Annotated in this window: 24 protein-coding genes; 12 read left to right on the forward strand and 12 right to left on the reverse strand. The window is 59.0% G+C overall.

What is annotated here, in order from left to right:
* The 6 genes from ABY734_RS15180 to ABY734_RS15205 all read right to left on the reverse strand — a co-directional run.
* Positions 1 to 314: aminotransferase class I/II-fold pyridoxal phosphate-dependent enzyme (locus ABY734_RS15180; RefSeq protein ID WP_372780168.1), on the reverse strand; the 314-nt coding region annotated here is incomplete at its 3' end.
* A 14-nt stretch (positions 315 to 328) separates the two neighbouring features.
* Positions 329 to 1,636, reverse strand: coding sequence for a histidinol dehydrogenase (gene hisD / locus ABY734_RS15185; RefSeq protein ID WP_372780169.1), 1,308 nt, complete (start codon positions 1,634 to 1,636; stop codon positions 329 to 331).
* Positions 1,629 to 2,273, reverse strand: coding sequence for an ATP phosphoribosyltransferase (gene hisG / locus ABY734_RS15190; RefSeq protein WP_372780170.1), 645 nt, complete (start codon positions 2,271 to 2,273; stop codon positions 1,629 to 1,631). Before hisG ends, hisD begins: the two co-directional genes overlap by 8 nt.
* A gap of 23 nt (positions 2,274 to 2,296) precedes the next feature.
* On the reverse strand, positions 2,297 to 3,559 hold the full coding sequence (gene murA / locus ABY734_RS15195; protein ID WP_372780171.1) for a UDP-N-acetylglucosamine 1-carboxyvinyltransferase: 1,263 nt from the start codon (positions 3,557 to 3,559) through the stop codon (positions 2,297 to 2,299).
* Between the two features lie 31 nt (positions 3,560 to 3,590).
* On the reverse strand, positions 3,591 to 3,824 hold the full coding sequence (locus tag ABY734_RS15200) for a BolA family protein (RefSeq protein WP_372780172.1): 234 nt from the start codon (positions 3,822 to 3,824) through the stop codon (positions 3,591 to 3,593).
* A gap of 90 nt (positions 3,825 to 3,914) precedes the next feature.
* A complete protein-coding gene (locus tag ABY734_RS15205; RefSeq protein WP_372780173.1) occupies positions 3,915 to 4,613 on the reverse strand; it encodes a phospholipid-binding protein MlaC in 699 nt (232 codons plus the stop codon).
* 184 nt (positions 4,614 to 4,797) lie between these two features.
* Between ABY734_RS15205 and ABY734_RS15210 the strand changes: the two genes are divergently transcribed.
* From ABY734_RS15210 to yjgA, 12 genes are all read left to right on the forward strand, one after another.
* Positions 4,798 to 5,766, forward strand: a complete 969-nt coding sequence (locus ABY734_RS15210) for a KpsF/GutQ family sugar-phosphate isomerase (RefSeq protein WP_372780174.1) — start codon at positions 4,798 to 4,800, stop codon at positions 5,764 to 5,766.
* Complete coding sequence (kdsC, locus tag ABY734_RS15215; RefSeq protein WP_372780175.1) at positions 5,766 to 6,287, forward strand: 3-deoxy-manno-octulosonate-8-phosphatase KdsC; 522 nt, start codon at positions 5,766 to 5,768, stop codon at positions 6,285 to 6,287. The genes ABY734_RS15210 and kdsC overlap by 1 nt, the downstream gene beginning before the upstream one ends.
* Positions 6,288 to 6,289: 2 nt before the next feature.
* Positions 6,290 to 6,877 carry an LPS export ABC transporter periplasmic protein LptC gene (gene lptC / locus ABY734_RS15220; RefSeq protein ID WP_372780176.1) on the forward strand — a complete coding sequence of 196 codons (588 nt, stop codon included), beginning with the start codon at positions 6,290 to 6,292 and terminating at the stop codon, positions 6,875 to 6,877.
* Entirely contained in the window at positions 6,864 to 7,415 is a 552-nt protein-coding gene (gene lptA / locus ABY734_RS15225; RefSeq protein WP_372780177.1) for a lipopolysaccharide transport periplasmic protein LptA, read from the forward strand. The genes lptC and lptA overlap by 14 nt, the downstream gene beginning before the upstream one ends.
* Position 7,416: 1 nt before the next feature.
* A complete protein-coding gene (gene lptB / locus ABY734_RS15230; RefSeq protein ID WP_372780178.1) occupies positions 7,417 to 8,142 on the forward strand; it encodes an LPS export ABC transporter ATP-binding protein in 726 nt (241 codons plus the stop codon).
* A 162-nt stretch (positions 8,143 to 8,304) separates the two neighbouring features.
* Positions 8,305 to 9,780: an RNA polymerase factor sigma-54 gene (locus ABY734_RS15235; RefSeq protein WP_372780179.1), complete on the forward strand. Its 1,476-nt coding sequence runs from the start codon at positions 8,305 to 8,307 to the stop codon at positions 9,778 to 9,780.
* An 81-nt stretch (positions 9,781 to 9,861) separates the two neighbouring features.
* Positions 9,862 to 10,149, forward strand: coding sequence for a ribosome hibernation-promoting factor, HPF/YfiA family (hpf, locus tag ABY734_RS15240; RefSeq protein ID WP_372780180.1), 288 nt, complete (start codon positions 9,862 to 9,864; stop codon positions 10,147 to 10,149).
* A 66-nt stretch (positions 10,150 to 10,215) separates the two neighbouring features.
* Complete coding sequence (locus ABY734_RS15245; protein ID WP_372780181.1) at positions 10,216 to 10,674, forward strand: PTS sugar transporter subunit IIA; 459 nt, start codon at positions 10,216 to 10,218, stop codon at positions 10,672 to 10,674.
* Entirely contained in the window at positions 10,671 to 11,555 is an 885-nt protein-coding gene (rapZ, locus tag ABY734_RS15250; protein ID WP_372780182.1) for an RNase adapter RapZ, read from the forward strand. Before ABY734_RS15245 ends, rapZ begins: the two co-directional genes overlap by 4 nt.
* A 35-nt stretch (positions 11,556 to 11,590) precedes the next feature.
* Positions 11,591 to 11,860, forward strand: a complete 270-nt coding sequence (locus ABY734_RS15255; protein ID WP_372780183.1) for an HPr family phosphocarrier protein — start codon at positions 11,591 to 11,593, stop codon at positions 11,858 to 11,860.
* Positions 11,861 to 11,969: 109 nt separating this feature from the next.
* On the forward strand, positions 11,970 to 13,328 hold the full coding sequence (gene mgtE, locus ABY734_RS15260) for a magnesium transporter (RefSeq protein ID WP_372780184.1): 1,359 nt from the start codon (positions 11,970 to 11,972) through the stop codon (positions 13,326 to 13,328).
* Between the two features lie 8 nt (positions 13,329 to 13,336).
* A complete protein-coding gene (yjgA, locus tag ABY734_RS15265; protein WP_372780185.1) occupies positions 13,337 to 13,873 on the forward strand; it encodes a ribosome biogenesis factor YjgA in 537 nt (178 codons plus the stop codon).
* Here yjgA and ABY734_RS15270 read toward each other — a convergent pair.
* Genes ABY734_RS15270 through mreC form a run of 6 tightly spaced genes read right to left on the reverse strand, consistent with a single transcriptional unit; the run spans position 13,857 to position 21,966 of the window.
* Positions 13,857 to 14,714, reverse strand: a complete 858-nt coding sequence (locus ABY734_RS15270) for a carbon-nitrogen hydrolase family protein (RefSeq protein WP_372780186.1) — start codon at positions 14,712 to 14,714, stop codon at positions 13,857 to 13,859. The genes yjgA and ABY734_RS15270 overlap by 17 nt on opposite strands.
* On the reverse strand, positions 14,711 to 18,580 hold the full coding sequence (locus ABY734_RS15275) for a YhdP family protein (RefSeq protein WP_372780187.1): 3,870 nt from the start codon (positions 18,578 to 18,580) through the stop codon (positions 14,711 to 14,713). Before ABY734_RS15275 ends, ABY734_RS15270 begins: the two co-directional genes overlap by 4 nt.
* A 24-nt stretch (positions 18,581 to 18,604) precedes the next feature.
* Complete coding sequence (gene rng, locus ABY734_RS15280) at positions 18,605 to 20,071, reverse strand: ribonuclease G (RefSeq protein ID WP_372780188.1); 1,467 nt, start codon at positions 20,069 to 20,071, stop codon at positions 18,605 to 18,607.
* Complete coding sequence (locus ABY734_RS15285; protein ID WP_372780189.1) at positions 20,068 to 20,658, reverse strand: nucleoside triphosphate pyrophosphatase; 591 nt, start codon at positions 20,656 to 20,658, stop codon at positions 20,068 to 20,070. The genes rng and ABY734_RS15285 overlap by 4 nt, the downstream gene beginning before the upstream one ends.
* Positions 20,658 to 21,143, reverse strand: coding sequence for a rod shape-determining protein MreD (mreD, locus tag ABY734_RS15290; protein WP_372780190.1), 486 nt, complete (start codon positions 21,141 to 21,143; stop codon positions 20,658 to 20,660). The genes ABY734_RS15285 and mreD overlap by 1 nt, the downstream gene beginning before the upstream one ends.
* Complete coding sequence (mreC, locus tag ABY734_RS15295) at positions 21,136 to 21,966, reverse strand: rod shape-determining protein MreC (RefSeq protein ID WP_372780207.1); 831 nt, start codon at positions 21,964 to 21,966, stop codon at positions 21,136 to 21,138. Before mreC ends, mreD begins: the two co-directional genes overlap by 8 nt.
* Positions 21,967 to 21,974: the final 8 nt, after the last annotated feature.

Consider the following 21,974-nt stretch of genomic DNA (forward strand, 5'->3'; position numbering starts at 1 on the left):
GCCGCCACCGCCATCGCCAGCAGCTGAATAATCTCGTCCGAGCCATTGCCGAGCAGGATATCGTGCTCATCGGCGATACCCATCACCTGACGCAGACGTGTTTTGACCGCCGCGGCAGTGGCATCGGGGTAGCGGTTCAAAGCCGCACCTTCCAGCCGACTCTGCCAGTCCGCCACCATCTCGGGCGGCCAGCTGTAGGGGTTTTCCATCGCGTCGAGCTTGACCATGCCATCCGCCGGGGGCACATGGTAGGCATTCAATGCGCGGATTTCCGGGCGCACCCAGCGCTCAATCAGCGCTTTGCAATCTGTCATGTTCTGCAATCCGATTATTTGCGCGGCCAGCGCAGCTCGGCCGAGCGCGCGTGGGCCGTCAGCGACTCACTGCGCGCCAGTACCGAGGCCGTTTCACCGAGCAGGTGGGCCTGAGCCGAACACTGGATCAGCGAGCTGCGTTTCTGAAAATCATAGACGCCCAGCGGCGATGAAAAACGTGAGGTGCCCGAGGTCGGCAACACATGGTTGGGCCCGGCACAGTAATCGCCAAGGGCCTCCGGCGTGTAGCGCCCCATAAAAATGGCGCCGGCGTGGCGAATTTGAGGCAACAGGGCTTCCGGTGATTCCACCGACAGCTCCAAATGCTCCGGCGCAATTCGATTCACCAGCGCTACCGCCGCATCAAGGTCTGACACCTCAATCAATGCGCCGCGCTCGCGCAGCGAGGCGCTGGCAATTTCTGCCCGCTCCAAAGTCGGCAACAGGCGTTCAATGCTCTCTTGCACGGCATCGAGAAAGGCCGCATCGGGGCTGATCAGAATGGACTGGGCGTCTTCATCGTGCTCAGCCTGAGAAAACAGGTCCATCGCGATCCAGTCCGGATCGGTCTTGCCGTCGCAAACCACCAGAATTTCCGAGGGGCCGGCGATCATATCCAAGCCGACCTGACCAAACACCTGACGCTTGGCGGTCGCCACATAGATATTACCGGGGCCAACAATCTTGTCGACCCGGGGAATGGTTTCGGTGCCATAGGCCAGCGCCGCGATGGCCTGCGCGCCGCCAATGGCAAAAAAGCGATCCACTCCAGCAATCGCGGCGGCGGCCAACACCACGTCGTTGAGCGTGCCGCCGGGCGTGGGTGACACCATGATCAACTCTTCAACACCGGCCACCTTGGCGGGAATGGCGTTCATCAAAACCGACGAGGGATAGGCGGCCTTGCCACCGGGCACGTAAAGCCCGGCCCGGTCCAGCGGCCTGATCTGCTGCCCCAGCACCGTGCCGTCAGCCTCGGTATAAGACCAGGATTCCTGTTTCTGGTGGCTGTGATAACTGCGAATCCGCTCCGCCGCGTGCTCCAGCGCCGCTTTCAGCCCCGGAGCAATGCTGGCAAGCGCCTGCTGCAGACGATCACTGGACAGCTCGAGCTCAGCGAGGGAGCTCGCTTCTGAATCGTCAAACTGGCGGGTATACTCGAGCACGGCGTCATCACCACGATTTTTTACTGCCTCTACAATACCTTCAACAGCCTTGGCCACGCGGCTGTCCGACACCGCTTCCCAGGCGAGCAGCGCATCGAGCTCGGCATTAAAGCCGGGCGCATCGGCCTTCAGGCGGCGCAGTTTCAAGTCAGTCATTGGCCGCCCTCGCCTGCACCGCCCGGCGCAAACGCTCTACCACATCGGTTACCGACTCGTGTTTGCGCTTCATGGCGCTGGTGTTCACGACCAGCCGCGAACTGATCTCAGCAATGGTGTCGGCCGGTTCCATGCCGTTGGCCCGCAAGGTGTTGCCGGTGTCGACGATATCCACAATCACATCTGCAAGATCCATCATCGGCGCCAGTTCCATGGCACCGTAAAGCTTGATCAGGTCGACCTGGGTGCCCTGCGCCGCAAAATACTGGCGAGCCACATTCACAAACTTGGTGGCCACCTTGATACGCCCGGCGGGCAATTCGCGGTCGCGCATAACAGCGGTCATCAACTTGCAGCGGGCAATGCCCAAGTCCAGCGGTTCGTACATTCCCGCCGCGCCGTGCTCCAGCAGCATATCCTTACCCGCGACACCAATATCCGCCGCACCCAGCTGCACGTAGGTAGGCACATCGGTGCCACGAATCACCACAAAGCGCACATGCGGCAGAGTCGTGTCGAAAATCAGTTTGCGGCTCTTTGAAATATCCTCCACGGGCTCAATGCCCGCTTCCGCAAACAGCGGCAGGGTATCCTTGAGTATGCGGCCCTTGGTGAGGGCTATGGTCAGTTTTTCCACGACGCGCCTATTTATTCCGCTCGTTATTCCGCCAGGCGCCGGATATCAGCGCCCAGCAGCTGTAGTTTTTCCTCGATACATTCGTAACCGCGATCAATATGGTAGATGCGATCAACGCAAGTTTCGCCGGTCGCCACCAGCCCCGCAATCACCAGACTGGCCGAGGCCCGCAGGTCGCTGGCCATCACCGGCGCCGCCCGCAGCTCTTCAACACCTTCGATGATCGCGGTGTTGCCTTCTATGTTGATCTTGGCGCCCATGCGGTTCATCTCATGGGTCTGGATAAGCCTGTTTTCAAAGACAGTTTCCGTCACCCGGCCGCTGCCGGTGGCAATGGCGTTCATCGCTGTAAACTGCGCCTGCATATCCGTCGGGAAACCGGGATAGGGCGCTGTTTTAATATTGACCGACTTGGGCCGCTTGCCATGCATGTTCAGCTCAATCCAGTCTTCACCGACAGTGATTTCGGCACCGGCCTCTTCGAGCTTGGCCAGCACTGCCTCCAGATTGTCGGCCTTGGTGTCTTTCAGCTTGACCCGCCCGCCCGTGACCGCGGCAGCGACCAGATAGGTGCCGGTTTCAATGCGATCAGGCATCACCGCATAGTCGCAGCCCTTCAGGCCCTCCACACCGTCGATGGTAATGGTGTCGGTGCCGTGGCCGGTGATTTTTGCGCCCATCGCATTCAGGCAGTTCGCCAGGTCCACCACTTCGGGCTCGCGCGCCGCGTTTTCAATTACCGTGCGACCATCCGCCAATGTTGCGGCCATCATGACATTTTCGGTACCGCCCACAGTAACCATATCCATAAAGATATGCGCGCCTTTCAGGCGACCGTCGCGGTAGGCGTGAATGTAGCCCTCGTCGACCTCAATACGCGCGCCCATGGCTTCGAGCCCGCGCAGGTGCAAATCCACCGGCCGACTGCCGATGGCGCAGCCACCGGGGAAGGACACATGGGCTTCGCCGAAGTGGGCCAGCAGCGGGCCGAGCACCAGAATCGACGCGCGCATGGTTTTAACCAGCTCGTAGGGTGCTGTCAGATCGGTAATGGTTTCGGCGTGCACCTCGATGCTGAGCTTTTCATCGATAATCAGCTCCACCCCCATGCAGCGCAGCAGCGCGATCATGGTGGTGATGTCGTGCAGGTGAGGCAGATTGCGGATGGTGACGGGCTCGTCGCACAACAGCGTTGCCGCCAGAATGGGCAGCGCCGAATTTTTCGCGCCGGAAATGCGAATCTCGCCATCGAGGCGCTTGCCGCCGCGAATTAACAAACGGTCCATGGTGTTCCCCAGTAGGTAATCGTTCGGGCGATCAGGCCCGGGCCTCGGCCGGTGTCTGAAGGTTCATGTGAACCGCGTGGACACTGCCGTCGGCAATCCACTCATTGAGGGCAGCGTAAACCATCTGCTGACGCTTGACGGAGCGCAGCCCCTCAAACACATCGCCCACAATGTGTACGTGACAGTGGTTACCGTCGGCCTGCGCTTCAATGTCGCAGCCCGGAAATTCGGAGCTCAGTCGGGATTTGATAGCGTCGATCAACATGGGCAATTCTCGTAAAAATCAGGCGGCGAATTGTACGCAATTGGCGGGGCAATGGCTATCGACGCAGATCAGCCCAGCCCCGCTATTGAATCAGGCGTCGTCGCTCTCGTCGCCGACCGCCACTTCCGGCGAGACCTCCCAGTTTTCGATAACCTTGTCGATATCACCGTTGTGGCGGCGCACGGCCGAACTGAACTGGCTTTGATAGGTGCGCCCCAGATTGACCCCCTCAATGCTGACATTGCGCAGCTTCCATTCGCCGTCACGACTCTGCTTGAGCTTGTAATACACCACATAGGGCTGTGGCGCATTGCCATAAATATGCTGCTCAACATTGACGCTGCCGTCGGTCACGGCATCTTCAGCCAGGGGCAGAACCTCAATGCGGTTGCCGTCGAAAGCCAGCAGGCCCTTGGCATAGGTCTGGATCAGGCGATCCTGGAAGGTTTCAGTAAAACGCTCCACACGCTCGCGGAATTTCTTTTTCTCGGCATCAGACAGGGTATCGTAGTAGCGCTTGCTGCCGTACTTACCCATGACACCGCGTGCAAAGCTGGGAAAATCGACCACATCGGCCAGAATTTTTTCCACTTCGTCGTAGAAGCGCTGCGGATTCTTATCCACATAGCTGCGCGCCTCTTCTATGACCTTGGTGACACGGCTCGTGGTTTCCGCGACTACTTCGTAGGGGCCCTGCTTGCCTGCCTGCTCGGCAGACCAGCTGAACGAGACGCCCAAGCCCATTACAGCCACGCTCACCAGAGAAATCAGTTTTCGAAACATCGTCATTGCAACTCCGTTTAGTTGTCTTCTGCGCCACTTTTCAAGGCGTCTGATCCACTTTGACCTCACAGTCGGGAAATCGCTCCCCGCGCGGCGCTATGAATTTAGGCCCCGCCCTCTTATCATATCGGCCTATTGCCTACCGATGGTAGCCAATTGCCGATAAATTCTTGCGAGTAAAGCAAAAAGCATGTCTGTCGACTACCTGACATCAGCCCGTAGAACCATTGCCATGGAAAGCGCCGCGGTAGCGGCTCTGTCAGAGCGCATTGACGCCCAGTTCAACGAAGCCTGTGAAGTCCTGCTGAATTGCAAGGGGCGGGTGGTCGTCACCGGCATGGGCAAGTCCGGCCACATCGCTCGCAAGATCGCCGCCACTCTGGCCAGCACTGGCACCCCGGCCATGTTCGTGCACCCCGGAGAAGCCAGTCACGGCGACATGGGCATGATCACTGCCCAGGATGCCGTCCTCGCCCTTTCCAACTCCGGCTCCACAGCGGAGGTAATCACCTTGCTGCCCCTGCTGAAACGGCTCAGCGTGCCGCTGGTCTCCATGACCGGCAATCCCCAGTCCGAACTGGCCACCGCGGCTCAGGCCCACCTCGATGCCAGCGTCAGCGAAGAGGCCTGCCCGCTGGGGCTGGCGCCGACCTCCAGTACCACCGTGGCGCTGGTGCTCGGTGACGCACTGGCCATCGCCCTGCTGGAAGCCCGCGGTTTCACCGCTGAAGATTTTGCCTTTTCTCATCCGGGCGGCGCACTGGGCCGTAAGCTCCTGCTGAAGGTGGACGACATCATGCACACCGGCAGCGAAATCCCGACCGTGCTCAGCGGCACGCCTTTGACCAGCGCCCTGCTGGAAATGAGCAGTAAGGCACTGGGCATGACCACCGTGCAGAGCCCATCGGGCGTGCTGCTGGGGCTGTTTACCGACGGCGACCTGCGCCGCGCCATCGATCAGGGCCTGAATATCCAGAACGCGACCATCGACGAGGCCATGACCAGTAATCCGCAGCGAGTCCATCCCGGCATGCTCGCCGCCGAAGCACTTTACATCATGGAAACCCGCAAAATCACCGCACTCATAGTGGTAGACGACGATGACCACCCGGTTGGCGTTGTTCACCTGCACGACATACTGCGCGCGGGTGTCGCCTGATGCAGGATGTGATGGATAAAGCCAAAGCCGTGCGCCTGCTGGTCACTGACGTGGACGGCGTGCTGACCGATGGCAGCCTGTATTTCGGCAACAGCGGCGAAGAAATCAAAGCCTTCAGCATACTGGACGGGCTCGGCATCAAGCTGCTGCGCGACACTGGCATCGACACCGCGATTATCACCGGCCGGGTATCCGACCTGGTGGCGCGGCGCGCTGGAGAACTCAAGATCACCACCATCTACCAGGGACGCGAAGATAAACTCACCGCGCTGCGAGAACTGTGTGAGGATCTGGAACTCCCTCTGTCCGCCATTGCCTATATTGGCGACGACCTGCCCGATCTGGCCGCCATTCGCGCCGCCGGGCTCGGTATTACCGTCGCCAACGGCCACCCCTTTGTCGCCCAGCACGCCGACTGGCAGACCGAAGCGGCCGGTGGTCGCGGGGCCGTACGCGAGGCCTGCGAGCTGATTATGAAGGCGCAGGACACCCTATTGGAACGCTGGGAACACTACCTGTAATCATGCGCAGAGATCGCCGCCGCAAGACGCGCCAAATTCGCAACCTGTCTCTGTTTGCCGGGCTGATTGGCCTTGGCGCTCTGCTTCTGTCTTTTATCGAATACGGCGAAAGCGGCAAAATTGTGATGGGTGGCCGCGAGGACCTGCAGGTTCTGCGCCGCTTTGACTCCTATCTGCTTGAGCCGGAAGGCACTACCTTTCGCAGCGACGGCAGTATCGCCTATCGCTGGCAGGCAGATCGGGCCAACCGCCAGCACAACGGCGAGATACTACTGCTCTCACCGATTTACCACGGCATCAAGAACAACACCCAGGCCTGGACCGCAACCGCCCGGCGCGGCATGCTGGCTGCAGACGGGCAGCAGCTTGACCTGGAACAGGATGTGCTTGTGAAAGACTTTATTCACGAAGCCAAAATCATCACCACCGCCCTGACGCTGGATATCCGCAACAGCACTATCGACACCCGCGCGCCAGTGCGCTTCACCAGCCCCAATGCCACCACTACCGCCACAGGAATGCACGCTGCCATGCAGTCAGAACAGGTGGTCTTTCTCGCTGACGTGAGGGGGGTCTATGACAAACCCTGATCGCCGCTGGTTATTCATCCTGCTGCTTGGCGCAAGTGTCGCCTTTAGCCAGGAATCCTTAAAACCCGACAACCGCGCCCCGATTAATATCAGCGCCGATCGGGCCAGCTATGAAAACGGTCAGGGCGTGTATGAAGGTCGGGTCGAGTTGCGCCAGGGCGCGCTGACCATTCAGGCAGACAAGCTGACCATTGATGAACAGAACAGGCAGGTAAACCGCATCCTCGCCATTGGCCAACCCGCCCAGCTTGCACAGAATGGTGACAGTGTGCGCGCCGAAGCAAAAAGTATTGAGTACTTCGTGGGGAGCGGCAAAGTCATCCTGACTCAGAAGGCCCTGATCCGCCAGCAGGGTTCGGAGATCCGGGGTAACCGGATCACCTACGACAGCCAGCAGCAGACGGTCATCGCCGAAGGTGACAAGGGCGAAAATCCGGAGCGGGTCAATATGACCCTGCAGCCGCGCGCCGCCGAACCGGGCAGCGAAACGTCGAGCCGGCCCACCCTCCCCGAACCCACCGAGAGCAGCGAGCAATAAGATGGCGGAACTCAGAGCCGACAACCTCGCCAAGGCCTATAAGGGCCGCCAGATTATCCGCGATGTCTCCCTCAGCATTCACAGCGGCGAAATTGTCGGTCTGCTCGGCCCGAATGGCGCCGGTAAGACCACCTGCTTCTACATGATTGTCGGCATCGTCAATGCCGACAAGGGCCGGATCAGTATTGACGGCCAGGATGTCACCGGCGAAAGCATTCACGGCCGGGCGCGGGTCGGACTGGGCTACCTGCCGCAGGAAGCCTCAATTTTTCGCAAGCTGTCGGTGGCCGACAATATCATGGCCATTCTCGAAACCCGCAAAGAACTGACTCGCAAAGAACGCAAAGGCATGATGGAAAGCCTGCTGCAGGAGTTCCACATTACCCACATCCGTGACTCTGCGGGTATGGCGCTGTCGGGCGGCGAACGGCGACGGGTGGAGATTGCCCGAGCCCTGGCTACAGAGCCCAAATTCATCCTGCTGGACGAGCCTTTCGCTGGCGTCGATCCGATTTCTGTCAATGACATCAAGGACATCATTCGTCATCTGCAGCGCCGTGGCATTGGCGTACTGATTACCGACCACAATGTTCGTGAAACGCTGGATATCTGTGAAAAAGCCTACATTGTCGGCGAAGGCAAGATCGTTGCCGAAGGCAATGCCGAAACGGTGTTGAACGACCCGGTCGTCAAGGACATCTATCTCGGGCACCAGTTCACGCTCTAGCCCATTTGTGTGCTTGCAGGGTAATCCTTGCACTCTTTTTGCTCACAATTTACACAATTCGGCACGGGTATTGCAGGGCCTCCAAGGGCGGACTACACTGCAATAACAGATGCGTAAAAACATCTCTCGTCACTCAGTGGTATCAGTGGTAGTCAAACGCTTATGAAACAATCGCTACAGCTCAAAGTCAGCCAACAGCTGACCATGACACCCCAGCTGCAGCAAGCGATTAAACTACTTCAACTTTCCACTCTCGATCTGCAACAGGAAATCCAGGCCGCCATCGACTCCAACCCCATGCTGGAGATCAGCGAGGACGAGACCCCAGAGCCGGAACGCGACAACACCGCGCCCAAGGATACCGAACCGACTGCAAACAGCGCCGACCAGGACAGCACCGGGGTTGATGAAACCTGGAACGATGGCATCCCGGATGACTTGCCGGTGGACAGCCGCTGGGATGATATCTACCAGCCCTCGGCCCCTTCGACTCGCCAGAACAGCTCCGACAACCCCGACTTCGATGCTGTCTCGCGCAGCAGCTCCGACGAGTCCCTGCAGGATCACCTGCGCTGGCAGCTCAACCTGAGCCGCATGTCCGATATCGACCGGATCATCGCGCTGGCGATTATCGACGCCGTTGCCCCCGATGGCCGGCTCACCTGCAGCGTGGAAGACATTCTCGCCAGCGTGGCCGACAACCCGGAATTGGAAATCGACGAAGACGAAATCATTGCCGTACTGCATCGGGTACAGCAGTTTGACCCGCCGGGTGTCGCGGCCCGTGATCTGCGGGAATGTCTGTTGATCCAGCTCCAGCAGCTGCCCGAATCGACAGAATGGCTCAAGCCCGCCAAGGATATCGTCAGCAACCACCTCGACTTGCTGGGTTCGCACGACTATAACCAGTTACTGCGCCGGGCACGGATTACCGAAGACCAGCTCAAGCAAGTACTGAAGTTGATCCAGACCCTCAATCCCAGTCCCGGGGTGATGATCTCGCCGTCGGACACGGAGTATGTGGTACCCGACGTGTTTGTCAGTAAACGGGAGGGCAGCTGGGTGGTTGAGCTTAACCCCGATATCGCACCCAAGCTGCGCATCAACGACCACTACGCATCGCTGAGCAAGCGCTGCAGCGGCGCTGACAGCTCCTACATTCGGGACAACCTGCAAGAGGCGCGCTGGTTTCTGAAAAGCCTGCAGAGCCGCAATGAAACCCTGATGAAAGTGGCCAGCAAAATAGTTGAATACCAGCGCGGCTTTCTGGAATATGGCGATGAAGCCATGAAGCCGATGATACTGCACGATATTGCCGAGGCCGTGGAAATGCACGAGTCCACTATCTCGCGGGTCACTACCCAGAAGTATATGCACACCCCGCGTGGCATCTACGAACTGAAATACTTTTTCTCCAGCCATGTGTCGACCGACGCCGGCGGAGAGTGTTCATCGACGGCGATACGCGCCCTGATCAAGAAACTGGTCGCAGCGGAAAATCCGAGAAAACCGCTCAGCGACAGCAAGATCACCGGGCTGCTCGCCGAGCAGGGAATTCAGGTCGCCAGACGCACCATCGCCAAGTACCGCGAAGCGATGATGATTCCGCCCTCAAACGAGCGGAAACGACTGGTCTGAAATTGCCGGAGCGGTCCGGCACATTCCGAAACCGAGGCGCAGCCCGGGTTCGGTTGGCATTGATACGATAAGGAGCGATTTATGCAAATCACTGTAAGCGGTCATCATGTCGACGTAACACCAGCCATGCGCGAATATGTAAACAATAAACTTACCCGTCTCCAGCGCCATTTCGACAATATCACCAATACGGATGTCACCCTCACCGTTGAAAAACTGATACAAAAGGCCGAGGGCACAGTCCACGTGGCCGGGGCCGACCTGTTTGCCGCCTCGGAGTCAGAAGACATGTACGCCGCCATCGATCAACTGGCGGACAAACTCGATCGCCAGCTGATCAAACACAAAGAAAAGAACCGCGGACACTGAGTGTTCGCACGGGCGCGAAGCCTCCGGGCTTCGCCGCACCGCCACTGCCCAGGAAACCCAGGATTCATGCAGTTAGAGCACTTTCTCACACCCGAGCGAACTTATTGCGGTGCTAAAAGCACTAGCAAAAAGCGCCTGCTCGAAGATCTCGCCCAGTTCATTAGCAATGATGTTCCCGCCCTCGATGCGCAGGAAATCTATACTCACCTGCTCAATCGCGAACGTCTCGGCAGCACCGGTATCGGATTTGGCGTAGCTATTCCCCACTGCCGGGTATCCAACTGCTCAAGCATTGTCGGTGCATTGATTACCCTGAATGAACCCGTCGGTTTCGAGTCGGTTGACGACCAGCCAGTCGACATCCTGTTTGCTCTGGTCGCCCCGGAAGAAGGTCACGACGAGCACCTCAAGGCCCTGTCAAGCATCGCCGAGCGCCTCAACACCCCGGCTTACCGCGAGCGTCTGCGCGCCTCGAAAGACGCCCAGCAGCTTTTTCAAAACGCTATCGAATTCCACACCCCATGAAGCTGGTCATCATCAGTGGCCGTTCCGGCTCTGGCAAAAGCTCCGCCCTCAACCAGCTCGAAGACGAGGGCTACTTCTGCATCGACAACCTGCCGCTGTCACTGCTGGGGGATCTGGTGCGCGAACTGTCGGCCAGTACACAAAGCGAATATCACCACGCGGCGGTCTGCATTGATGCCCGCAACACGCCGGCGGAATTGGCCCACTTCGATGAAATAATGGCGCAGATCAAGCCCTTCGTCGATTTGCAAATCGTGGTGCTCGACGCCGACGACCAAACCCTGGTCAAACGCTTCAGTGAAACCCGCCGCCGCCACCCACTCAGCAACAAACAGGTCGCACTGGCCGAAGCCCTGCACACCGAACGCCAGCGGCTCGAACCCATTTTGATGGCCGCCGACCTGACCATCGACACTAGCGGCCTGACCATTCACGAATTGCGCAGCGCCATTCGCGAACGACTGATTGAAGGTGAAGCCCTCGGCATGACGGTGCAGATACTGTCCTTTGGCTTTAAGCGCGGTCTGCCGGTCGATGCGGACTTTGTGTTTGACCTGCGCATGCTGCCTAATCCGCACTGGGACGAAAGCCTGCGCGCCCAGACCGGCCAGGATGAACCGGTGCAGAAGTTTCTGGAAGAAAAGCCGGATGTGGCGCGCATGCTCGTGATGATTCGCGACTTTCTCACCACCTGGCTGCCCGAACTTGCCAAGGGCAACCGCAGCTATGTCACCATCGCCCTCGGTTGCACCGGTGGGCAACATCGCTCAGTATACATGGCCGAGAAGCTGGCCAAGGCAATGGCCGAGCAACCCTACAATCTGCAGATCCGACACCGGGAACTGCAGGGCCGCAAGCAGCAGCACGACACACCGGGTTGACCCTTTCGTTGCACCATTCAACAACAGGACCGGCCATGGCGAAAACCCGAATTACTATTATCAACAAACTCGGCCTGCATGCGCGTGCGGCAGCCAAGTTTGTCTCCACTGCGGCCTCCTTCGCCAGCGAAGTGACGGTGCAGGCCAACGGCCAGTCCGTCGATGGCAAAAGCATCATGTCGATTATGATGTTGGCCGCCGCCAAGGGCACCGAACTGGAGCTTGAGTGCAAGGGCGAAGACGAGCAGGAAGCCCTCGATGCCATTTGCGATTTGATCAACCGCCGCTTTGACGAAGGCGAGTAAGCGCTAAAAGCTAACAGGGTGAATTAGCCCGTGCTCGCAAGTTGTTGAAAGATAATCTTTCAAGGATAATCGCCTTCAGCAGCAAACCTTCTTTCTCCGGGATGTTTTAATGGCGCAGAGTGGCGACAACAAGCAGACGCAGAGCCATCTGGAAGAACTCAACGCAGCCCTGAGCAGCGGTGAATTTCTGCCTATTCGGCGCATGCTCAACAGCCTGCCGCCAGCCGACGTCGCCCACCTGCTGGAATCCACGCCACCGAAAATCCGCGCCATTCTCTGGCAATTGATCGACCTGGAAACCGAAGGCGACATCATCCAGTACCTCAACGATGAGGTGCAGGCCCAGTTCCTGAAGGAGATGGATGCCGAGGAAGTGGCGGCCATCGCCGAAAACCTCGAAGCGGACGATCTGGTCGATATTCTGCAGCAGCTTCCGGACCGGGTAATCCAGGAAGTGCTGTCGTCGATGGACCATCAGGACCGACAGCGGGTTGAGCACATTCTCGCCTATGACGAGGACACCGCCGGCGGTCTGATGAACACCGATACCATTACGGTTCGGCCCAACATCACCCTCGATGTCACCCTGCGCTACCTGCGCCGCCACGAAAACCTGCCGGAAATGACCGACCACCTGATCGTGGTCAGCCGCTCCGACGAATACATCGGCATACTGCCGCTGCGACGCATTCTGGTGTCCGACCCGAGCGTTACCGTGCGCGAAGTCATGAGCACAGACATGGACGCCATTCCCGCGTCCATGCCCGACACCGAAGTGGCGAAACTGTTTGAACGACACGACTGGGTGTCGGCACCAGTGGTCGACAGCGCCGGCCGCCTGGTCGGTCGTATCACTATCGACGACGTGGTCGACGTTATCCGCGAAAACGCCGACCATTCGCTGCTGAGTATGGCCGGCCTCGACGAGGACGAAGACACCTTCGCACCGGTCATGAAGGCGGCCCCGCGGCGTGCCATGTGGCTGGGCATTAACCTGATTACCGCCTTTATAGCCTCGGCGGTCATCAACCTGTTTGAAGGCACCATCGACAAAGTGGTAGCGCTGGCCGTGCTGATGCCCATCGTTGCCAGCATGGGCGGCGTCGCCGGCACCCAGACCCTGACCGTGGTCATTCGCGGTATGGCGCTGGGTCATATCAGCAAGAACAACAGCCGCTGGCTGATTAACCGCGAAGTGCTGGTCGGCGCCATCAACGGCCTGATCTGGGCGGTGGTGGTCGCGATCGCAGCTACGCTCTGGTTTGACGACAGGACCATTGGCTTTATCATTGCCGCCGCCATGATCATCAACCTGATTACCGCGGCCCTGGCTGGGGCGTTGCTGCCAATGATCATGCAAAAACTGAAAATTGATCCCGCACTGGCCGGCGGTGTCGCCCTCACCACGGTGACCGACGTGATCGGCTTTATGTCCTTTCTCGGGCTCGCGACTTACTTTTACGCATAAGAGATGTCATGACAGACGACTTTCACGATAGCGACGCGCGGGATCACGACGAGCGCCCGAGCAAATCCGAGAAAAAGCGCCAGAGCGCCGCTATTCAAGCGCTGGGCGAGGAAGTAGCCACCCTTCCCAAGGGCGAACTGGCGCAGATGCCAGTCCCCGATGAGCTAAAGGAAGCCATTGCCACTTCACGCCGGATCAAAAGTCGGGAGGCTCTGCGCCGCCAGTACCAGTACATTGGCAAACTGATGCGCAAGCTCGATACCGATGAGCTCGAAGTGGCGATGCAGGAACGCCGTGAAAAGGTGCAGCAGCTGGATCGCAGTTTCCATGAACTGGAAGCCTGGCGCGACCGATTGATTGAGGAGGGCATGCCGGCAATAGACGCCTTGAAATCAGAGTTGCCCGGCGCCGACCGTCAGAAACTGCGACAGCTGGTAACAAGAGCAAAACAGGAAGCGGAGCGCAAACAGCCGCCGAAAAGCGCCCGCGAGCTGTTTCGTTATTTGCGCGATCTGAAAGAAGACAGCCTCAAGCAGGGCTGGTAGGGCCTGCCTCATCATCCGATTCCCAGGCAACCGAAAAGCGACTGCGCCCGACCACCGGAATCTGCTCCCGAATTATCGACTGGCGCGCTTTATCCCAGTTTGTCGTTAACGCGGCTTCACCGAAGCCGGCCTCCACCAGCACCTCGCCCCAGGCATCCACCACCGCAGAACCACCCGAGGTTTTGCGCGTAGCGCTGTGCTCTCCGCCCTGATTCGCGCCAATTATCAGACACTGGGTTTCGATGGCCCGCGCCCGCAGCAGGGGCAGCCAGTGGGCAAGGCCGGTGCGCCTGGTAAACGCCGACGGCACCGCAATCATGTCCGCGCCCTGGGCATGCAGCCACTGAAACTGCGCCGCAAAGCGCAGATCAAAACAGACCGCGAGTCCCAACCTGCCCAGCGCAGTATCGACCACCAGCGGCTGCGCGCCGGGACGATAGTCACGAGACTCACAATAACGCCCGGTTTCGTCGCCGACGCTTGCATCAAACAAATGCAGCTTGTCGTAGCGCCCCAAACACTCGCCGGCGGCATCAAACACCAGACAGGCTGCCCACGCCCGTCCATCGTCACTGGCGACAGGAATGGTGCCGCCCACAAGCACCACACTATGCTGTCGCGCCTGGGCCGCCAGCCACTGTTGCAGGTTACCGCTGTCGGCTTCACGCTCGGCAGTGTGGGCTACCGCTGCGCGATCGCCAAAGGTCGCGAAGGCTTCCGGCAACACCACCAGCTCTGCGCCCTGCCCGGCCGCTTCCGCAATCAAACTCGATGCCCGCGCCAGGTTGATAGCCACCTCGGGGCGGCTCACCATTTGAATGGCCGCAACGCGCGCTGTCATCGATTGCCCGGCCCGCGCATTTTCTTGCGCGAACTATCGCCCCCTTCGGGCAGTCGCTCGCCAAACAAGCCAATAAATTCCAGCTGCGGATTTTGCCAGGGCCCTTTCACGGAATACTCCAGGGTCGAGGCCTTATCCACCTGCTCTTCAAACACTTTACTGGCGATATAGACCCCCGCCGCCGCTGGCAGCCCTGCAATAAAGGCAGCCACCCAAGGCAGGTTACTGCTCAAGGGCAGCGTGGCGAGAAGCTTCATGTCGGTCAGATCAGTATTGAAGTCGAGTGAACCGGAAATCTTGAAGTTGGATGACGGTCCCTCAATTTCAAGACCCTTTGGCATGCTCATCAGCCCGCTCTGAAAGTTCATCCCACCTCTAATTCGGTCGTAGTGAATGCCCTTTTCAAACACATCTTTGAAATCAAACTGCAGGCGGCGGATCACGTTGGCAAAATTGAGTATTCCCACCATGCGCAGCGTGCCCGAGGCCGCCTCAGAGCCGCGCAGGAAGCGGCCGTTGTCGAAACTCAGGGTTGTGGTACCGCTCAGCCCCTGAGGGCTAAACAGATCCGGTGCCGCGGGCCATTGCAGATCCATGTCCACCTGTCCGCTGCGGCTTTCCATGACCCGCTCGAACTCCCAGTTCCTGAGCACATTGCCGATATCTTTCACCGCAACTCGGCCTGCCAGTCGGGTCGAGTCACCGTTTGCGGTGCGCTGCCAGACCAGCTCCAGCGGCCGACCATCTGCACCCAGCTGCAGACCGCGAAGATTGCCGCTCAAGTTACGCAAGACCACACCCTGCTCACGCTTGCGCATGGCAAAGGCCAGGCTGCCCCAGGGTTTGTCGCCCACAATCAACTGCGACACGGAAAAATCCAGCTCGGGCAAAAGCTTTGGCTGCACCGAAGCCAACAGGGAGCGTGGCGCGCCGTCCGCGCTTGCCGGTGCTGGCGTGGTCGCCGGTAATTGCAAACGGCTCAGTTCAATATTCAGCGGCGCCGCACGCGGCACGATTATGCGGCCATCCACGCGCGGCGACGAGACGGTGAATTGCCAGGGCTGCTGCCCTTTCGCCCCGTTATCAGCATTGAGCGTCACCGACTCCCAGACGCTGCCCAACGCTTCAAAGGCATCAACTTTTACGTTCTCCACCACAATCGGCAGCGGGTCGCCACTTTCTTTTCCGCCCATAGACTGAAAGCGGTCCATCACCGCAAGCCAGGCGTCGAGATTCGCCGACGGCAATTCACCCACCACTGCGAACAAGCCGCGCGGTGGAGGCGGTATGGGGTGATTGCCGATAGCAAAGCTGCCACCGGAGAACTGCTGGCTGTCGTCAAAGCCGAGCAAAAGGCGCCCAAGCCGATCGATGGTCACGTCAATCTGCAGCGGTTGCCGGTTCAGCGGAATATCCAGTTCCAGCAAGCGCGATTCTCGCATCGGCTTGCCCAGCGGCGGCGGCAGGTCGATAGCCACGCCAAACAGGTCCGAAGACGCCTTGAGGTGTGCGCGCTCGTCCCCCACGGAAATATCCACGTTGTAGGCGGCTTCACCCTGGGCAAAACCAATCAGAGGTTGCTGCAACCAGTCGCGCACGCTGTGCACATCGGCGCGCCCTTTGGCATTGACCAGTACCGGCTTGCCGGGTGATTGGCTGACGTTAATCGATGCCGGCCGGCCAAATACCTCTGCCTGAATATCGCGACCGTTTAGCCCCGTTGCCGAGTCAAACACCAGCGGACCGCGAACCTTGTCCAGTCGCAGGCGCAGGTTTTCCAGCTCTACATAATCCGCCAGCACATTGGCGTGAACACGCGCCTGCGGTGCAAGGCCATCCGACAGGGGAATATTCAAATCCAGGGCTGCCTCCACCCGCCCCTGGCCCGACCACTCGTCAAAGGCCGAGCCGATCTGCTCGCGCAAAGCCGATTCGCGCAATACCCGCAAGGCAGAGATCAAGGGCGCATCGGCTTTTGCCTTGACCTTGAGCAGAACGGTCGAGTCCGCCGCGCTGCCGATGCTCACATCGATATCATTCAATGCCACATCCTGGTAGATCTGAGCCCGATCTGTGCGCACATGCACCTGATCGCCGTCGAGCAGAAGATCCACATCAGCTTTGGCGAGCCCGGGCCAGTCCGGGTGATAATCCAGCGCAAAATCGCGGCCATCCACCGCCAGTTGCAAACTACGCTGCTCCGGGTTTTTCAGTGAGCCGTTAAACATAAAGCCCGCCGCAGCAATGCGACCGCGCACTATACTTTCGTCCAACCAGCGGCGCAGGCCGTCGCTGAGTGCCGCTGGCAGGTACTGGTGGCGCTGACTGGCGTCCGCATTGCTCAAGCCCACCAACAGTGCCATTTCCGGCTCTTCTTCAGTGTCGGCGCTCAACGGCAGAGTCAAAGCGATCCGCCCACCAATACGACCGTCGCCATCATGGGCTCGAATCAGACCGCTGCGAATACGCAGCTGGGTATCCGATATCTTCCACTGCAGGCGCGCTGCCAGCGAGGCGAATTCCAGCGGCTCTCGATAGACCGGTGGCAGGCCGAGCAAAAAACGGCCACTGTCGATGGTCAGCTCGCCACCCTTGACCCCGGCTTCGATATAACCATTCAAACCGCGCACCGAAGGTGCATTGCGCCAGGACTCCAACACCAGCGAAGACAGCTCGCCGGCAACACGCAGGTCGTCGAGATTGTCCAGCGGTACATCTACCTTCAGGTTTCGTATAAGCCCTTGAGGCGCGAGCTCTGACAGCACATCCGCCAGCTTCGGGGGCAGCGCCCCGGAATTGATCAATCGCCGCTGGTTCAGGCCAATATCCAGAGAAGGCAGCACCAGTCGCAGTGTGTCAGGCGCGTCAGTGGCAAAACTGAACCGCAGGCCTCCCCAATCGACATACTGATCCTCCCAATAAAAATCGAGACGGGAAAACCAGGTTTTCGCCCGGCCGTTAACCAGATGACCGGCAAACTCAAACCCCGCACTGGTCACCTCATGGTTACTTTCCCAGAGTTTGCCGACCACTAGCTTCGGAACCCGCAATTGTCCCTGCCACTGCGCCTGAAGATTACCGTTAAGGGTAAACCAGAGTTCGCCGTTCCCCTCGACGTCGGCCAGCGGCTGATAACGCCCCAACAATGGCGCGACGGTGGCAAAGGAACTGTTCTCAAGGCGGAGGTAAGCCTTGAATTTGAAGCGGTCACTGCGTGGATCACCGGCAAGCTCCGCGATCAGTCGGGTCGGACGTGAGCCCTCAATACCCAGCCCCGCCTTAAGCCGACGAAAACCACTGTCACCTGCCAGCCGCAGCCGCTGCCCCCAGAGGTTGGCCTGCTCGCCGTTGGCGTAGTGCAGAACCAAGGACAGAGCCTTGACCTCTGCCTCACGGATTCCCATAACAATTGACAGCAGATCCAGCTTGGCCGGCTCCTCACTCGCCAGCGGCTGGCCGGCGAAACGCCAGTTGCCATCCTCGTCCTGATGCAGGTGCAAATCGACCCGGTCGGCCCGCAACTCCAGAATATCGACACTGCCTCGGGTCAGCATGCCCGAGAGCAGCCCGGCCTTGACATGGGCACCACTGAGGGTAACCGCAGTCACGCCAGCGCGGCTTAAGGAGAGCGATTCGACTTTCAGAAGGGGGGACAGTCCGGTCCACCCGGCGACTGGACGGGATAAAGACAAATCGGCGTCGGTGCGCTCCTTGACGAGCTGAACCAGCCGATCGCTGTAATCGGGCAAAAACTGTATAAAATAGCGCCCGGCACTGGAATATAGCGCCAGCAGTACCAGCACCGTAACCGCCAGCGCCCAGCCGCTGCGATAGAGAATGCGAAACAGTTTCGACACGAAATTCATCGCGTAGGCCAACTCCGCGGCAATTTACAGCAGAACCACATCGAATTGTTCCTGGGTATAGATCGCTTCGACCTGAAACTGTATGGCCTTGCCGATAAACTCTTCCAGATCAGCGACATTCGCCGATTCTTCGTCCAACAGCCGGTCCACCACTTCCTGTGAGGCCAGCACCATCAGACGGTCGCTTTCGTAAGCCCGCGCCTCGCGCAGAATTTCTCGAAAGATTTCATAACACACGGTTTCAGGCGACTTCAGTGAACCACGCCCCGAGCAGTATTTGCACGGTTCGCAAAGAACATGCTCGAGGCTCTCACGGGTGCGCTTGCGCGTCATCTCCACCAGACCCAACTCCGACACACCGGTGATGCTGGTTTTGGCGTAATCCCGATCCATCGACTTTTCCAATGCGCGCAACACCTGGCGGCGATGTTCCGGATCGTTCATATCGATAAAATCAATAATAATGATACCGCCGAGATTGCGTACCCGAAGCTGTCGCGCCAGCGCCGTAGCCGCTTCCAGGTTGGTCTTGAAGATGGTTTCTTCCAGATTGCGATGCCCGACAAAGCCACCGGTATTCACATCAATGGTGGTCATGGCTTCAGTCTGATCAATGATCAGATAGCCGCCGGACTTCAGCTCCACTTTGGTATCCAGTGCTCGCTGGATTTCCTCTTCAACACTGTAGAGGTCAAAGATCGGACGCTCACCCGGGTAGTATTCGAGGATAGGAAGAATCTCCGGCACGTAGTCCTTGGCAAAGTCCACCACCCGCTGGTGGCTTTCGCGGGAATCGATGCGGATTTTCTCCAGCCCCGGCCGCACCAGATCGCGCATGGTACGCATAAACAACGGCAGGTCTTCGTAGATGATTGACGGTGCAGAATCGCGTTTCCGGCGCCGGTCTACCGCTTGCCACAAGCGCTGCAGAAAGCGGGTATCGGCGGCGATTTCCTCGTCCCCGCAACCTTCCGCTGCGGTACGGATAATATAGCCGCCGCGCACTCCCTCCTCTTCTTCCACGGCACTGTCGACCACCAGCTGCTTCAGACGCTGACGCTCTTCATCGTCGTCGATGCGATGGGAAATACCAATATGGTCGGTTGCCGGCATATACACCAGGTAGCGCGAGGACACCGAGAGATGGGTCGTCAGGCGGGCGCCCTTGGTTCCGATCGGATCCTTGATGACCTGCACCGTCAGCGTTTGTCCCTCACGCACTGCAGTTCGAATTTCCGGCAGCTCACCACTGGCATCGGGTTTCAGCGCGGCGATATCCGAGGCGTGGATAAAGGCTGCCTTTTCCAGACCGATATCGACGAAGGCGGCCTGCATGCCGGGCAGCACGCGAACGACTTTCCCCTGATAGATATTGCCGACAATGCCCTTGGCCCGGGTGCGCTCAATGTAAATTTCCTGCAGCACACCGTTTTCGACAACCGCTACCCGGGTCTCCATCGGTGTGACATTGATCAGTATCTCTTCACTCATAGCGCGGTTTTAATTCCAAAGCGGTGCAACAGCTGCCGGGTTTCAAACAGGGGTAAGCCAACCACCCCGCTGTAACTGCCCTGCAACTCGCGCACAAACGCGGCAGCAAGCCCCTGAATCGCATAGGAGCCCGCTTTGTCCATCGGCTCGCCTGTGGCCACATAGGCGCGTATTTCCTGCGCCGTCAGTGTAGCAAAGCTGACCCGGCTCGTCTGAAGCAGACTCTCCTGGCCCTTGCTATCGCGCACACAGACCGCCGTCATTACCTGATGCTCACGGCCACTCAGCTGCTCCAGCATGGCGCAGGCCTCTGCTTTATCGCGCGGCTTACCCAGAATGCGATCATCAACAACCACCACCGTATCGGCGGTTAGAATCGGCAGGCTTATATCCTGACATTGCCAGATAGCCGTCGCCTTGGCCTCAGCAAGACGGCGAACGCAATGCTGGGCGCCCTCATCCGGCAGCGGACTTTCGTCGATATCAGCGGAAATGACCTTAAAACGGACGCCCAGCCGGGCAAGAAGTTCCCGGCGGCGCGGCGACTGGGAGCCGAGGATAAGCTGAGGTGAATCGAGAGATAACATCAACTGACAATAAACCGGTAGCTGAGCCAGGTCATGGCCACATGGGCCAGCGGCCAGACAAGAGCGCTCATCAGGGCCTGGGCCAGAAGCAAAAGACTGATGTCGGCAACACCTACCAGATTCTGCACCCATTGGCCTAACAACAGGTGAATAACCACCATGGAGAATACGAAAACCGACTGTTTGCGGTAACCAAACATACGCAGACGCTGATGGGATATCTGAACAAAGTAGGCGACTACCGCCAGCGCAAAGGCGTGCTGTCCGGGATAGGCTCCGTGCAGTACGTCCACTGCCAGACCGGTCAGCCAGGCCACACCGACACCGACCCGATTGGGCAGGAACAGAACCCAGAAACAAATCGCGATCACAACCCAGTCCGGACGAAACCAGCGCGCCCACAGTGGCAGGGGGTAAACACTCAGGGCCAGCGCAACAAACAGGGTCAGCAACACCACCCAGAAACTGTGCGCCCGATCATCCATCGCCTACCTCGCGGGCGAACACCAGCAGCACAAACTGCGCCTTGTCGAGCTGGGCCAGTGGGCGCGCCTTGACGATGGCGAAGGGCTCGCCCGGATCAATCGTGACTTCCGACACTCTGGCAACCGGATAGCCCACCGGGAAGCGCCCGCCCAGCCCCGTACTGACCAGCAGATCGCCCACCCGAATATCCGTGGTTGCGGCCACGTGGCTCAGCTCCAGTAAATCAATCAGCCCCGAACCTTCAACAATGGCGCGCACACCGTTGCGATTCACCTGCACCGACAGGGCGTGGGTAGTATCGGTAATCATCATGACCCGGCTGTGGGTATAGGCCACGTTGACCACCTGACCAACCAGACCCTCAGCATCGATTACCGCCTGGCCTTCTTTAACCCCGTGGGATAGACCTTTGTCGATCACAATAATATGGCTTGAAGGATCTGCGGCCAGGCCGATCACCTCGGCGACCAGCACGCTTTCTTCCTTGTGGGTGGCTGAATTCAGCAACTCCCGCAGGCGAATATTCTCGGCGCGAAGCGACGCCAGCTTTTGGGTTTTGGCCTGCAATACCAGCGCTTCGGCCCGCAATCGTGCGTTTTCTTCGCGCAGCGATTCGCGGCCGGTAAACAGCTCTTCAAGGCTGCGCCCAATTTCGCCGGGAACTTCGGTGAGTTTGTAAATGGGAAAGGAAATACTGGAAACATAGGCCAGCGGTTTGTCCAGCCAGCCGCTGCGGGCGGCATGCACCAGCAGCAAGGCCACAACGCTGAGAATCAGCAGGCGTAAACCTGCTGAGGAATCCGAGGAGAATATCGGTTTAATGGCGTCGC

Source organism: Litorivivens sp. (assembly GCF_041624475.1).
Classification (GTDB): Bacteria; Pseudomonadota; Gammaproteobacteria; order Pseudomonadales; family Spongiibacteraceae; genus Litorivivens.